General features: G+C 69.9%; 12 protein-coding genes and 1 tRNA gene. 6 read left to right on the top strand and 7 right to left on the bottom strand.

What is annotated here, in order from left to right; translation table 11 throughout:
- Position 1: 1 nt before the first annotated feature.
- The 5 genes from dusB to V2S04_RS11625 all read left to right on the top strand — a co-directional run bounded on the left by dusB (position 2) and on the right by V2S04_RS11625 (position 5391).
- The gene (gene dusB, locus V2S04_RS11645; protein ID WP_413638590.1) at positions 2–1204 is read left to right on the top strand and encodes a tRNA dihydrouridine synthase DusB; all 1203 of its coding nucleotides are present in this window, start codon (positions 2–4) and stop codon (positions 1202–1204) included.
- Positions 1194–2570: a deoxyguanosinetriphosphate triphosphohydrolase gene (locus tag V2S04_RS11640; protein WP_413638589.1), complete on the top strand. Its 1377-nt coding sequence runs from the start codon at positions 1194–1196 to the stop codon at positions 2568–2570. Before dusB ends, V2S04_RS11640 begins: the two co-directional genes overlap by 11 nt.
- On the top strand, positions 2570–4417 hold the full coding sequence (gene dnaG, locus V2S04_RS11635; RefSeq protein ID WP_413638588.1) for a DNA primase: 1848 nt from the start codon (positions 2570–2572) through the stop codon (positions 4415–4417). Before V2S04_RS11640 ends, dnaG begins: the two co-directional genes overlap by 1 nt.
- A gap of 35 nt (positions 4418–4452) precedes the next feature.
- On the top strand, positions 4453–5220 hold the full coding sequence (locus V2S04_RS11630; protein ID WP_413638587.1) for an ATP-binding cassette domain-containing protein: 768 nt from the start codon (positions 4453–4455) through the stop codon (positions 5218–5220).
- A 95-nt stretch (positions 5221–5315) separates the two neighbouring features.
- A tRNA-Asn gene (locus tag V2S04_RS11625) sits at positions 5316–5391 on the top strand.
- Positions 5392–5507: 116 nt separating this feature from the next.
- Here V2S04_RS11625 and V2S04_RS11620 read toward each other — a convergent pair.
- The gene (locus V2S04_RS11620; protein WP_413638586.1) at positions 5508–6494 is read right to left on the bottom strand and encodes a diaminopimelate dehydrogenase; all 987 of its coding nucleotides are present in this window, start codon (positions 6492–6494) and stop codon (positions 5508–5510) included.
- 46 nt (positions 6495–6540) lie between these two features.
- Positions 6541–7107: a peptide deformylase gene (gene def, locus V2S04_RS11615; protein ID WP_413638585.1), complete on the bottom strand. Its 567-nt coding sequence runs from the start codon at positions 7105–7107 to the stop codon at positions 6541–6543.
- Positions 7108–7180: 73 nt separating this feature from the next.
- Here def and V2S04_RS11610 point away from each other — a divergent pair, with 73 nt between their 5' ends.
- Positions 7181–8146, top strand: coding sequence for a DMT family transporter (locus tag V2S04_RS11610; RefSeq protein ID WP_413638584.1), 966 nt, complete (start codon positions 7181–7183; stop codon positions 8144–8146).
- A gap of 16 nt (positions 8147–8162) precedes the next feature.
- On the opposite strand, the gene pgl is transcribed toward V2S04_RS11610, so the two are convergent.
- The 5 genes from pgl to tal are packed head-to-tail and all read right to left on the bottom strand — an operon-like array spanning position 8163 to position 14153.
- Positions 8163–8942 carry a 6-phosphogluconolactonase gene (pgl, locus tag V2S04_RS11605; RefSeq protein ID WP_413638583.1) on the bottom strand — a complete coding sequence of 260 codons (780 nt, stop codon included), beginning with the start codon at positions 8940–8942 and terminating at the stop codon, positions 8163–8165.
- A gap of 4 nt (positions 8943–8946) precedes the next feature.
- Positions 8947–9882 carry a glucose-6-phosphate dehydrogenase assembly protein OpcA gene (locus V2S04_RS11600; RefSeq protein ID WP_413638582.1) on the bottom strand — a complete coding sequence of 312 codons (936 nt, stop codon included), beginning with the start codon at positions 9880–9882 and terminating at the stop codon, positions 8947–8949.
- On the bottom strand, positions 9879–11423 hold the full coding sequence (zwf, locus tag V2S04_RS11595; RefSeq protein ID WP_413638581.1) for a glucose-6-phosphate dehydrogenase: 1545 nt from the start codon (positions 11421–11423) through the stop codon (positions 9879–9881). Before zwf ends, V2S04_RS11600 begins: the two co-directional genes overlap by 4 nt.
- A 34-nt stretch (positions 11424–11457) precedes the next feature.
- Positions 11458–13044 (bottom strand): glucose-6-phosphate isomerase, encoded by a 1587-nt coding sequence (locus V2S04_RS11590; protein ID WP_413638580.1) that lies wholly within the window; start codon positions 13042–13044, stop codon positions 11458–11460.
- Positions 13041–14153, bottom strand: a complete 1113-nt coding sequence (gene tal, locus V2S04_RS11585; protein ID WP_413638579.1) for a transaldolase — start codon at positions 14151–14153, stop codon at positions 13041–13043. Before tal ends, V2S04_RS11590 begins: the two co-directional genes overlap by 4 nt.
- Between the last annotated feature and the right edge of the window lie 25 nt (positions 14154–14178).

The following is a 14178-nucleotide window of genomic DNA, read 5'->3' as shown; positions in this document are numbered from 1 at the left end:
CATGACTCTGGCAACTGACTCCGCTCTTGCGACCGCCTCCGCCCCGGTGCTGCGCATCGGCCCGATCGAACTCGACACCCCCGTCGTGCTGGCCCCGATGGCGGGCATCACCAACACCGCGTTCCGGCGACTGTGCCGCGAGTACGGCGCGGGCCTCTACGTGAGCGAGATGATCACCTCCCGCGCGCTCGTCGAGCGCAACGCCATCACGATGCGGCTCATCCAGCATCACGAGAGCGAGACGCCGCGGTCGATCCAGCTGTACGGCGTGGACCCGGCGACGATCGCCGAAGCCGTGCGCATCATCGTCGCGGAGGACCGCGCCGATCACATCGATCTGAACTTCGGCTGCCCCGTGCCCAAGGTCACGCGCAAGGGCGGGGGAGCAGCGCTGCCGTGGAAGATCGGGCTCTTCACCGACATCGTGCAGGGAGCTGTGAAGGCGGCCGGCGACGTGCCGCTCACCGTCAAGATGCGCAAGGGCATCAACAAGGATCATCTGACCTTCCTCGACGCCGGACGCGCGGCGGAGGATGCCGGGGCCGCGGCGGTCGCGCTGCACGCGCGCACCGCCTCTGAGTACTACTCCGGGCATGCGGACTGGAGCGCCATCGGCGAGCTGAAGCAGGCCGTCACGAGCATCCCCGTGCTCGGCAACGGCGACATCTGGTCGGCGGGCGACGCGGTGCGGATGATGGACGAGACCGGCTGCGACGGCGTCGTGGTCGGTCGCGGATGCCTGGGCCGGCCGTGGCTGTTCGGCGAGCTCGCCGCGGCGCTCGGCCCCGATGCGTCCGCGCGGCGCGGCTCCGGCTCCGATCAGGCACCCGTCGTCGATGCGACCCTCGGCTTCGTCAAGGATGCGTTCCGTCGGCACGCGGAGCTGCTGGTCGAGTTCTTCGAGGACGAGGATCGCGGCTGCAAGGACATCCGCAAGCACGTCGCGTGGTACTTCAAGGGCTATCCGGTGGGCGGCGAGCTGCGCGCGGCGCTGGCGCGGGCGTCCACCCTGCAGGAGATCGACGATCTGCTGAGCACGATCGGCGATGCACCGTACCCGGGCGTCGGCGCGGAGGGGCAGCGCGGACGAGCCGGATCGCCCAAGCGCACCGCCCTGCCCGAGGGCTGGCTCGATTCACGGGAGATCGGCGAGGGAGTCGGCGACATGATGCGCGGAGCGGAGACCGAGAACGATGGCGGCTGATCCGGCTGCTTCTCGCGGCTACGGCGCGCACGACGCCGAGCGCTTCTTCGCGGAGACGCACCGCTCGGAGCGCGACGACTTCTCACGCGACCGCGCTCGAGTGCTGCACTCGGCGGCGCTGCGCCGCCTCGCCGCGAAGACGCAGGTGCTGAGCCCCGCCAGCACCGCGGACTTCGCGCGCAACCGGCTCACGCACTCGCTTGAAGTCGCCCAGGTCGGGCGGGAGCTGGCCAGTGCGCTGGGCGTCTCGGCGGATGTGGTCGACACCGCGTGCCTGAGCCACGACCTCGGCCATCCGCCGTTCGGGCACAACGGCGAGCGGGCCCTGAACGAGTGGTCGGAGGACATCGGCGGGTTCGAGGGCAACGCCCAGTCGCTGCGCATCCTGACCCGCCTCGAGGCGAAGGTGCTCGACGACAGCGACCACTCGGTCGGGCTCAACCTGACGCGGGCCAGCCTGGACGCGACCTGCAAGTATCCGTGGACCGTCGCCGAGCCCGTCCCCGACCCGGGTGGCCGGCTGAAGTTCGGCGTGTACCCCGAGGACGAGCCGGTCTTCCGGTGGATGCGTGAGGGCGCATCCGGGCGCGAACGCTGCATCGAGGCGGAGATCATGGATCTCTCCGATGACATCGCCTATTCGGTGCACGACTTCGAGGACGCGATCGTCAACGGGTACGTCGACGTGGCGCAGCTGTCGGACCCCGTCGAGCATCACCCGCTGATCGGCCGCATCCAGCAGTGGGTGGGCTACGACTACACTCGCGACGAGCTCGCCGACGCGCTGTACCGGCTGACCCGCGAGACGATGTGGATGCGGTCGTTCGACCGATCGCGTCGCGACCTGGCACGGTTGAAGAACCTCACGAGCGACATGATCGGTCGCTTCGCGCGGGGTTCCGTGGCCGCGACCAGGGCCGCGTATCCGGGGGAGACGCTCGCCCGTTACAGCGCGCACGTGGTGATCCCCCGCGAGGTCGAGACCGAGATCGCGGTGCTCAAGGGCATCATGGGCCAGGCGATCGTGACGATCGACGCTCGCAAGGGCGTGTACAAGGAGCAGCGCCGAGTCCTGCATCGCCTCGCCGATGCGCTGTGGTCGACGGACGCACTGTGGTCGGCCGGCGCCGACGTGCTGGAGCCTGCGTTCTCGGCCGATTTCCTCGCCGCGGACACCGACGCGCAGCGAGCTCGCGTCGTGGTGGATCAGATCGCCAGCCTCACCGATCAGACGGCCGTCGACTGGCACAACCGGCTGGTCGGCGAGATCGATCCCGCCGAGGTCGGCATCTGGAGTCCGCGGCATGCGCGCCCGGGCGTGCACCGCCGAGCCGAGTCCCGGGTGGTCGTCGAAGGGGTCGTCTGATGCCCCGCATTCTGCAGGCCGACGTCGAAGAGGTGAAGACGCGCACCAACATCGCCGACATCGTGGGCGAGCGGGTCGCGCTGAAGTCCGCCGGTGTGGGCTCTCTCAAAGGCCTCTGTCCGTTCCACGACGAGAAGAGTCCGAGCTTCCACGTGCGCCCGCAGGTCGGGTACTACCACTGCTTCGGCTGCGGCGCGTCGGGTGACGTCTACTCGTTCCTGCGTGAGATGGATCACGTGAGCTTCACCGAGGCGGTGGAGCGCTTGGCCGCACGGGTGGGCTATTCGCTGCATTACGAGGACGGCGGCGCCGCCCCGGAGACGAGCGGTCGCAGTCGGCTGTATGCGGCGAACACGGCGGCGGGGGAGTACTTCCGCTCCCAGCTGCTGAGCCCCGAGGCCGAGAGCGCCAGGCGCTTCCTCGGCGAGCGCGGCTTCGACGCCGGTGCTGCCGCGCACTTCGGGGTGGGCTACGCGCCCCGCGGGTGGGACAACATGCTCAAAGCGCTCACTGCGCAGGGGTTCACGCGCGACGAGCTGACCGCGGCCGGTCTCGTCTCGGCCGGTCAGCGCGGTGTGTATGACCGCTTCCGCGGGCGGGTCGTCTGGCCGATCAGGGACGTGACCGGACAGACGATCGGCTTCGGCGCGCGCAAGCTCTACGACGACGACCAGGGGCCGAAGTACCTGAACACCCCCGAGACGCCGATCTACAAGAAGGCGCAGGTGCTGTACGGACTCGACCTGGCCAAGCGCGACATCAGCCGCGGCGACCCGCGACGGGTGGTCGTGGTCGAGGGGTACACCGATGTGATGGCCTGCCACCTCGCCGGTGTCACGACGGCGATCGCCACCTGCGGCACCGCCTTCGGGCCCGAGCACATCAAGGTCCTCCGCCGGGTGATGGGCGATGACTCGGCCGCCGGTGAGGTCGTGTTCACGTTCGACGGAGACGAGGCAGGGCAGAAGGCCGCGCTGCGCGCCTTCAGTGAGGACTCCCGCTTCACCGCGCAGACCTTCGTCGCCGTGGCCCCGGACGGCCTCGACCCGTGCGACATGCGTCTGCAGCGCGGCGACGCGGCGGTGCGGGGACTGATGGATGCCAAGGTCCCGATGTTCGAGTTCGCGATCGACCGCAAGCTCTCCGGGTACGATCTGGCGACCGTCGAGGGCCAGGTCGGCGCGCTGCGCGCAGCGGCGCCGATCGTGGCCTCGATCCGCGACGAGCTGCTGCGTCCCGGATACGAGCGGGTGCTCGCACGCCGGCTCGGCATGGATCCCACCGCGGTCCATCAGCAGGTGCAGGGCGCCGCGCGCGGTGAGCGCGAGCAGCCGGTACAGCGCCAGGTGCAGCACGACGACGGCGCGGAGGGGATCACGCGCGTCCGGCTGGCGGATCTTCCGCGCACACCGGAGGTCGCACTGGAGCGGGACGCGCTGATGGGGGTGCTGCAGTACGGGCACCGCCTCGACCAGGATGCGCTGACGCGCGCGCTGAGCGAGCCGTTCCGGCATCCGGCTCTCGAAGCGGTGCGCGATGCGGTCGCGTCGGTCGCCGACCGCACCCGCGTCGGGTGGGCCACCGCGGCGGCGGATGCCGTGCGCGAGCCGTACCGCAGCCTCGCCGGCGAGCTGCTGATGATGCCCTTCCCCGCGCGGGACGACGAGGGCGCGCTCGCCTCGTCGGCCGACCTCTGCCGCAGGCTGATCCTGCGGAGTATCGAGCGGGAGAAGCAGGAGCTGCTCGGCGCCGTTCAGCGGGTGCCCGCCGACTCGGACGGCGGTCGGGCGCTGCGCATGCGGCTGCGGGATGTGGACGCCGAGCGACTGCGGTTCGCCGAGTCCTGATCTCTTTCGCGCCTCGAGAAGGCAGGATGGACGTTATGCCTGCCGACAGCGAGTTCCCGATCGACTGCCACGATCTGGTCATCGACCGGATCGGCCACGGGGGAACCACGCGTGCCGTCGACGGCGTGACATTCGCGCTGCGACCCGGTGAGCTCATGTGCATCGGCGGCGCCACCGGCTCGGGCAAGTCCACGCTGGTCACCGCCCTGGCAGGAATGGGCGACTCGTCGCTGACGGTCGCCGGCGGGCGCGCCACCGTGTGCGGCGTGAACATCCGCAAGCCAGGGCGCAAGCGCCGCATGCTCACCGCGCTCAGCGGGCACGTCGGTCAGGGGGCGGGCGCGTCGCTTCCGCCGAGGCTCACCGTGGGCGAGGTCATCTCGGAGCCGATCACGTCTCGTGAGAAGAAGGTCAACGAGAAAGCGCTGGCGATCCGCGTGGCATCGCTGCTCGACGAGCTGCACCTGCCGCTCGGCCTCGCGTCGAAGTTCCCCTACGAGCTGAGCGCCGGCATGCGACAGCGCGTGGCCATCGCACGAGCGCTGATGCTCGAGCCGCGCGTCCTCATCGCCGACGAGCCGCTCGCGAATCTCGACCTCGAGGTGCGTCCGGTCGTGTTCGATGCGATCACACGTCGCCGCACCGAGAGATCGATGGCTGCGCTGCTCGTGACCAACGACGCCGGATTCATCCGCGAGCTCGCGGCCGAGACGCTGCTGCTCAGGGCGGGTCACGTCGTGGCGAGGGGCATCGGCTCGAACCTCATCTGGGCCCCCAACGCCGAAGGCGACGTCGGACCCTGACGTCGCCACGCCCGGGGTGTCGCCCGTGTTCAGCGCGGCCGCCGGAGTTTGCTAAGCTGGGGGAGTTGCCCGCCCAGCGGGTGACGACCGAATGATCCTCGGTAGCTCAATTGGCAGAGCAGCCGGCTGTTAACCGGCAGGTTCTTGGTTCGAGTCCAAGCCGGGGAGCCAATCCCCTCGAAACCCCGTCCTCGTGACGGGGTTTCGTCGTTCCGGTGCTATGTCGGCAGAGGGGCCGAGGAGCGACGCGGGCCCAGGTCGGACGCCCCGCATCCGCGCTAAGAGCATCAGAGCAGCTCGGCGCGCAGCTGGTCGGGGGACTTGGGCGAGAGCAGGCCGGGCGCGATGTCGAACGGCGTCTTCGCGCCGTGGTCGCCGGAGGCGGCGAGTCGTGCGGCCGCGCGAGCGTATGCCACGAGCACGCTGGCGGTGAACTCGGGGTTCGAATCCAGGCCGAGCCGGAACTCGACCGTCTGACCCGCCGACGCGGACGTCGTCCCGCTGCGGATCACGAACCCGCCGTGCGGGGCCCCGGTGTGATCCCGGGCGAGCTCCTCGGCAGAGATGAAGCGCACCGTGGTGTCGTACGGCTCGAAGTAATCGGGCATACTCACGATGGCCGCGCGGACGGCGTCCGGATCCGCGTCGTCCTCGAGCACGACGAAGCACTCCCGGGTGTGCTTCTCGCGCGTGCTCAGCTCGGGGCGCTCACCAGCCCGCACCCGCGCGATCGCGTTCTCCGACGGGATCGTGTACTGCACGCCGGCGGCGACACCGGGAATGCGCCGGATGGCGTCGGAGTGCCCCTGGCTGAGCCCGCGCCCCCAGAAGGTGTACGTCTCGCCCTGCGGCAGGATCGCCTCGCCGTACAGGCGCTGCAGCGAAAACAGGCCGGGGTCCCAGCCCGTGGAGATCACCGCGGTCGTGCCCGCGGCGCGCGCCGCGGCATCCACCGCGGCGAAGTGCTCGGGGATCCGGGCGTGCGTGTCGAAGCTGTCGACGACGCAGAAGGCGGATGCCAGTGACGGGGTCTGCTCGGGCAGATCGCTCTTCGAGCCGCCGCACAGGATCAGGACGTCGATCCGGTCTCGCCATGACTCGAGATCATCGATGCGGTGAACCGGGGCATCCGGGTCGACGGTCAGCAGGGAGGCCGGGTCGCGGCGGGTGAAGACGCTGACCAGGCGCATGTCGGGGTTCAGCCGCAAGGAGAGCTCGACGCCCCGACCGAGGTTGCCGTAGCCGACGATGCCGACGCGCACCTGTGCGTCCATGTTGCTCTCTTCTGCTCCGAGGGGGGGGTCCGCCGCCGAACGCGGCTCAGCCCTCGAGGTCGTCGACTCCCGGCATCCAGCTGTGCGAGCCGCGCTGCCAGCCGCGCTTGCGCGCGATCTTCTGCACGGTCTTCCAGTCGGAATCGCCGAGGCGGTCGACGTACAGGATGCCGTCGAGGTGATCGAACTCGTGCTGCATGATGCGGGCGCGCCATCCGTCGACCTCGATGCGCACGTCGCCGCCGGCGAGATCGGTGCCGGTGACGAGCACCCGGTCGGAGCGGCGCAGCGCGAAGCGCTCGCCGGGAAACGACAGACACCCCTCGGACTCCTCCTCGGGGTCGGGAGAGCCCGGCTCGGGCGGGGCCATCCAGAGCACCGGGTTGATGATCTCGCCCCGCCACGGCCTCTCGTCGTCGTCGACGTAGGAGTAGACGTAGATGCGCAGAGGGACGCCGACCTGGGGTGCGGCGAGTCCGACGCCGGGAGCGGCGTCCATGGTCTCGTACATGTCGGCGACGAGCGTGCGGATCTCGTCGGTCACCTCGTCGACCTCGCTCGCGCGTGCGTGCAGAACGGGGTCGCCCATGATGCGGATCGGAAGAACAGCCACGCCACAACCCTAATGCGAGCGGGGCGGCAGGTAGGGTGAGACGGTGCATCATGGGGTTGAGTTCGCATCGGACGTGAGCGATCAGCTGGTCGGGGTTTTCCAGAACCCCGCTCTGCTGCTCGGCATCCCGTTGGCGCTCGCCGGCGCGGTGTTCATGTCACTCGGCGCGCAGTACCAGCACCGTGGTGTCGAGAAGGTCGAGCGGCTCAGCGGCACGCAGGGCACCTCCGGACTCAGCGGCGCGCAGCTGCGCGCGCTGCTCACCCGTCCGTCGTGGATCATCGGCACGATCATGCTGGGCCTCGCGATCGCCTGCCAGCTCAGTGCCATCGCCATCGCCCCGCTGATCGTCGTTCAGCCGCTCGGCGCCATCGCGCTGGTGGTCACGACGCTGCTGAACGCCCGGATCTCCGGCCACACCCCGACCAGGCAGTCGCTGATCGCGATCGGCGCGTGCCTGGGCGGCATCTTCCTGTTCGTGATCCTCGCCGCGCTGTACGCCACGGAGCGTCCGATCAGCAACGACGACCTCTTCACGATCCTCACGACGCTGCTGGTCGTGATCATCGTGCTGGGCGCCTGCTGGCTGATCCTCCGTCGCCGGATGCGCGCCCTGTTCTACGTCACCGGCGCCGGTATCCTCTACGGCTTCGTGGCCACGCTCGCCAAGGCGGTCATCAGCCGGATCCAGGCCGGCGACTTCGAGTGGCTCACCGTCGTCTGCGTCATCGCCCTGATCGCCGCTGCTGCGGTGGGCGCCTACTTCGTGCAGACCGCCTACAGCTCGGGCCCGCCCGACCTCGTGATCGCGGGCCTCACGGTGATCGACCCGATCGTGGCCGTGCTCATCGGCGCGCTCGTGCTCGGTGAGGCCGCCGCTGCGCCGCTGGTCGTGGTGATCTTCTTCGTCATCGCGGGCATCATCGCCATCTGGGGCGTGTTCGGCCTGGCGCGGTACCACCCGCAGGTGCTCAGCGACAGTCAGGAGCTCGGCCTCCGCCGTGGGAGCGACCCCGCGGCAGGCTCTGCCTCCCAGTGACCCGGGTCGACGAGTCTCAGTAGTCCCGGTCGATGAGGTCGGGCGAGACCTCCGACGCCGCCGCCTCGTCGACGAAGTAGACCGTGCGACGTCTGCCCTTCGCGCCCGCAGCGGGGACGCTGGCGTAGCTGGCGCCGGCGAGGGCGAGTCCCAGAGCGGATGCCTTGTCGGCGCCGGTCAGCACCAGCCATACGCGCTTCGAGGAGTTCAGCACCGGGCGGGTCAGCGTGACGCGCTCGGGTGGCGGCTTGGGCGAATCGCGGACGGGCAGCGCCGCGGCATCGGTCACCGTCACCTCGGGGCGATCCGGGAAGAGCGACGCGATGTGGCCGTCGGGGCCCACGCCGAGGAAGCACACCGCGAACGACGGCCAGTCGCCGTGGTCGCTCGGGAAACGCGCCAGCTCCGCGGCGTAAGCCGCGGCCGCCTCATCGAGGGTGAGACCGTCACTCGGGGCGGCGACCTCGTGGACGTTCTCGGTGGGCACGGCGATGTGATCGAGCAGAGCCCGGCGGGACTGCAGCGAGTTGCGATCGGGGTCGTCCCGCTCCACGAAGCGCTCGTCACCCCACCAGAAGTGCACCAGCGACCAGTCGATGTCGGCGGTGCGGGCATCCTGCGCCGTCGCGGCCAGCACGGCCCCACCCATCGACCCGCCGGTGAGGCAGACGTGCGCTATGCGTCCGTTGCGCGTGCGCGCCTGCAGACGGGTGATGAAGCGATCGGCGACCCGAGCCGCGAGGGCGGCAGGGGTCTCCTCGACGACGACGGACTTCACGGACCCCTGCACCTTCATCCGATCACGCTCTCTGCTCGGGCGGACCGAGGTGCGACCAGCCCTCGGTGATGACTCGACCATAGAGCAGATCGGCGTCGAGGCGACGCAGTTCCTCGGCGAGGCACTCCCGCAGGGTGCGACGCGGCAGGTGCAGTTCGTGATCCGGCTGTCCGGGCTGCGTCAGCACGGCGACGCTCGGCGACGGTCGCTCGAGCAGGATGTCGCCGCTCGCGCGGGTGAGGCGCACCGACTTGATGCCCTCCTCCCACTCGCTCGGGTTCTCGTACGACCAGGTCACCGGCACGTCGAGGGCCATCTGAAGCCATGCGGCGAGCAGCGCGGTCGACGGCGACGCGGCGGCGCCCCGCACCTCCGCGGAGGTGACATCCTCGAAGGGGGGCTGGTCGAGCACGGCGGCGAGCTGCTCGCGCCAGTGCGTGAGACGGGTCCAGGCGAGGTCCGTGTCGCCGGGCGCGTGGGTGCGGCTCAGGAGGCTGAGACGGTCGCGGACGTCGGGGCTGGTCGCCGCATCGGTGATGCGTCGCTGCGCGATGCGCCCGAGCGGGGAGTCCGCGGCGTCCAGAGGCGCCTCGTCGGGCCACCACGCGACGACGGGGGCATCCGGCAGCAGCAGGCCCGTCACCAGGCTCTCGGCGTTGCTCGCGGCGTCGCCGAAGGCGCGGAGCACGACGACCTCGCTCGCGCCGGCGTCGCCGCCGACGCGGATCTGCGCGTCGAGACGGGCCTCGCCCTCGCCGACCGTGAGGACGATCACGCGCATCGGGTGCTCGCGCGAGGCGTCGTTCGCCGCCTCGATGGCCTCCTCGGCGACCCCGTTGCGGGCGGCGATGATGAGGGTCAGCACGCGACCGAGGGCGACGGCGCCGCCCTCTTCACGCACCTTCACGAGCTGCTTGGCGACCTGGCTGATGGTCGTGTCGGGGATGTCGATGATCACGGGCGTCTCCAGACTCGTCCGTCGCGTGCGAGGAGCTCATCGGCCGAGGCCGGCCCCCACGAACCAGGTGCGTACTGCTCGGGCTGGGAGTCGAGCGACGCCCAGTACTGCTCGATCGGGTCGAGGATCTTCCACGACAGCTCGACCTCCTCGTGGCGGGGGAAGAGCGGGGGATCGCCGAGCAGAACGTCGAGGATGAGGCGCTCGTATGCTTCCGGGCTGGCCTCGGTGAACGCATGGCCGTAGCCGAAGTCCATGGTCACGTCGCGCACCTGGGTGCCTGCCCCCGGCACCTTCGAGCCGAAGCGGATGGTGACGCCCTCGTTCGGCTGCACGCGGATCACGAGCGCGTTCTGCCCGAGCTCCGAGGCGCGGCCCATCAGGTGGTGCGGCGCCCGCTTGAACACCACGGCGATCTCGGTGACCCGCCGTCCGAGCCGCTTCCCGGTGCGCAGGTAGAAGGGGACACCCGCCCAGCGTCGCGTGGCGATCTCGAGCTTGAGAGCCGCGTACGTCTCCGTGCTCGACTCGGGGTCCATGCCTTCCTCCTCGAGGAAGCCGTTCACCTTCTCGCCACCCTGCCAGCCGCCGGCGTACTGTCCGCGCGCCGCGGCGAGGGACAGATCCGCGGGCAGCTGCACGGCCTCGAGCACCTTCTCCTTCTCGGCACGCAGGTGCTCGGCGGAGAGGCTGATCGGCTCCTCCATCGCGGTCAGGGCGAGAAGCTGCAGCAGGTGGTTCTGGATGACGTCGCGCGCCGCTCCGATGCCGTCGTAGTACCCGGCGCGACCGCCCACGCCGATGTCCTCGGCCATGGTGATCTGCACGTGGTCGATGTGGTTGCGATTCCAGATCGGCTCGTACAGCTCGTTGGCGAAGCGCAGCGCGAGGATGTTCTGCACCGTCTCCTTCCCGAGGTAATGGTCGATGCGGAAGATCGAGTCGGCGGGGAAGGCGACCTCGAGCGCGCTGTTGAGCGCCCGAGCCGATTCCAGATCGTCTCCGAACGGCTTCTCGATGACGACGCGGCGCCAGCAGCTGTCCTCGTCGCTGTGCTCGCCGACGAGCCCGGATTCCTTCAGCTGGCGCGCCACCGTGGGGAAGTCCTTCGGCGGGATCGACAGGTAGAACGCGTGGTTGCCCATCGTGCCGCGCTCGACGTCGAGAGTCTCGACGGTCTCACGCAGTCGCGCGAACGCTGCGGGATCGTCGAAGGTGCCCTGCACGAAGCGGATGCCCTGCAGCAGCTGCTGCCAGGTCTCCTCGCGGAACTCGGTGCGCGAGTGCTCCTTGACGGCGTCGTACACGACCTTCGCGAAGTCCTGATCCTCCCAGTCGCGTCGGGCGAAGCCGACCAGGGCGAATCCCGGCGGCAGCAGACCGCGGTTGGCGAGGTCGTAGACCGCGGGCATGAGCTTCTTGCGGGACAGGTCGCCTGTGACGCCGAAGATCACCAGGGCGCTCGGCCCGGCGATGCGATTCAGGCGACGGTCATCGGGATCGCGGAGGGGATTGTGTCCGCGGGAGACGGGGGCAGTCATCGGTGGGGGATATCTCCAAGTGGTGCGGATGGTCTCACTGGGCGGCTTCGAAGAGCGCCAGCACGTCATCCACGGCGTCTGTGATGGTGAGGGTGACGACCGGACGGCCGAGGCGCGCGAGCACGGCTGCGTCGCCCGCAGCCTGCGCGGCGATCAGCTGGCCGAACGTGAACGGGCGGCCGGGGATCTCAAGATCGACCTCGGTGCGCTCGGTGATCTGCAGGAACACGCCCTGAGCCGGACCGCCTTTGTGGTACTGGCCGGTCGAGTGCAGGAAGCGCGGGCCCCAGCCGAACGTCGTCGGACGACCGGAGTCGGCCGCGACCATCTCACGCAGTCCCTGCAGCTGCGGCACGTCCGTGCGGTCGACGTATGCCTGTATCGAGACGTAGCCGTCGACGCCGAGCCGCGACCAGAGCGCGTCGAGGACGCCGGCGATCGTGCCTGCGGCCACCAGCGACTGATCCGATGCGCGCACCTCGATGCCGTCCTCGACGAACGCGGGGGCGGACGCCTCGGGGGTGCCGTCGAGCAGTCCGCGAGCGGCGACCTTGGCGGCCTCGACATCGGGCTGGTCGAACGGATTGATGCCGAGCAGCAGCCCGGCGATCGCGGTGGCGTACTCCCAGAGCAGGAACTGCGCGCCGAGGGTACCGCTGACGAGGATCTCGCCCTGGTGGCGGAGGTGATCCTCGTCGGCGTCGTCGACGAGGCGCACGACCTGCAGATCGGCCGGGTGGCTCTCGAGCTCTGGTGAGACGGGCAGCAGCACGACGGGGAGGATGCCCGTGCCGGCCTTGCCGGTGGATTCCGCGATGAGCTGCTCGATCCAGTCGGGCAGGCCCTCGATGTGCGTGCCGTCGCTGATCAGGCCGAGCTTGTCGCGACGCGGCTCGGTGCCGACGATCGCCGCGGCCAGGCGCAGCGCGGGGTTCTCGGGGGAGTCGACCGCGAACTGCAGCAGCGAAGCCTCGGCCTCGTCGAGCAGCTCGCCGATGTCCGCCCCGGCGAGGCCGGCGGGGACCAGGCCGAACGCGGTGAGCGCGGAGTAGCGTCCGCCCACATGCGGATCGGCCGTGAACACGCGGTAGCCGGCCTCTCGTGCGGACTCCTCCAGCGGCGAGCCGGGATCGGTGACCACGACGATCCGCTCGGCGGGGTCGATGCCGAGGTCGCTGAACGCGGCCTCGAATGCGCGTCGCTGCGAGTCGGTCTCGACGGTCGATCCGGATTTCGACGAGACGACCAGCGCCGTGCGTGCGAGACCATCGTCGATCGCACGCAGCACCTGCGCAGGTGCCGTGCTGTCGAGGATGGTCAGCGGCGCACCGGCCGTCTCGGCGATGACCTCCGGGGCGAGCGACGAGCCGCCCATGCCCGCGAGCACGATGCGATCGACGCCGCGGGCGCGGAGATCGTCGCGCAGTGCGACGATCTCCGCGACGAGCGGTCGCGAGTTCGAGACGGCGTCGACCCAGCCGAGCCGCACGGCGGCCTCGGCCGCGGCATCCGGGCCCCACAGGTCGCTGTCGGCGGAGGTGACACGTGACGCGACGAGGCGGTCGACCAGCTCGTCGACGACGGCATCGACGTTGTGAGGCACGTGCACCGAGACGGTCATCGTGAGGCTTCCAGGACCTTCGCGACGCTGTCGAGCAGGCCGTGCCACGAGTCGATGAACTTGGCGACGCCCTCCTCCTCGAGCACCCGGGTCACGTCGTCGAAGTCGACGCCGACCGCCTTGAGACCGGCCATGACCTCGTGCGACTGCGCGTAGGTCGAGGTGATGGTGTCTCCGGTCACCTCGCCGTGGTCGAAGGTGGCCTCGAGGGTCTTCTCGGGCATGGTGTTCACGACGCCGGGGGCGACGAGCTGCGTGACGTACAGCGTGTCGGGCAGGTTCGGGTCCTTCACGCCGGTGGATGCCCACAGCGGGCGCTGCAGGTTGGCGCCGGCGGAGATGAGGTCCTGCGCGCGCTTCTCGGCGAACTTCTTCTCGAAGAGCTCGTAGGCGAGGCGGGCGTTGGCGAGTCCTGCCTTGCTCTTCAGCGCCAGCGCCTCGTCGGTGCCGATCTGCTCCAGACGCTTGTCGGTCTCGGTGTCGACGCGCGACACGAAGAACGAGGCGACCGAGTGGATCGTGGACAGGTCGAGGCCCGCCGCCTTCGCCTGCTCGAGGCCGGTCAGGTAGGCGTCGATGACGTCGTTGTAGCGCTCCAGGCTGAAGATCAGGGTGACGTTCACGCTGATGCCGGCCGCGATCGCCTCGGTGATCGCAGGCAGGCCGGCCTTGGTGGCGGGGATCTTCACCAGCAGGTTGGGCCGGTCGATCTTCTGCCACAGCTCCTTGGCCGATGCGACCGTGCCCTCGGTGTCGTGGGCGAGGTCGGGGGAGACCTCGATCGACACGCGTCCGTCGACGTGGTTCGTCGCCTCCCACACCGGGCGGAAGACGTCGAGCGCGTCGCCCACGTCCTGCGTGGTCGCGGCGAAGATCGCCTCCGACGCGCTGGCGCCTGCGACGGCGAGCTCGCGGGTCTGCTCGTCGTAGGAGGTGTCGTTCTGATCCATCAGCGCGGTCGCGAAGATCGTCGGGTTCGTGGTGACGCCGACGACGTTGCGGGTGTCGATCAGCTGCTTGAGGTTGCCGGAGCTGATGCGGGTGCGCGACAGGTCGTCGAGCCAGATGCTGACGCCGGCCTGTGCGAGGTTCTCGGTGGGGGTGCTCATGATGTCTCGTTCTCCTTCTGCGGCG

It is taken from the genome of Microbacterium sp. OR21, from assembly GCF_047306785.1.
GTDB lineage: Bacteria > Actinomycetota > Actinomycetes > Actinomycetales > Microbacteriaceae > Microbacterium > Microbacterium esteraromaticum_E.
This window is presented reverse-complemented; position numbering and strand designations above follow the sequence as displayed.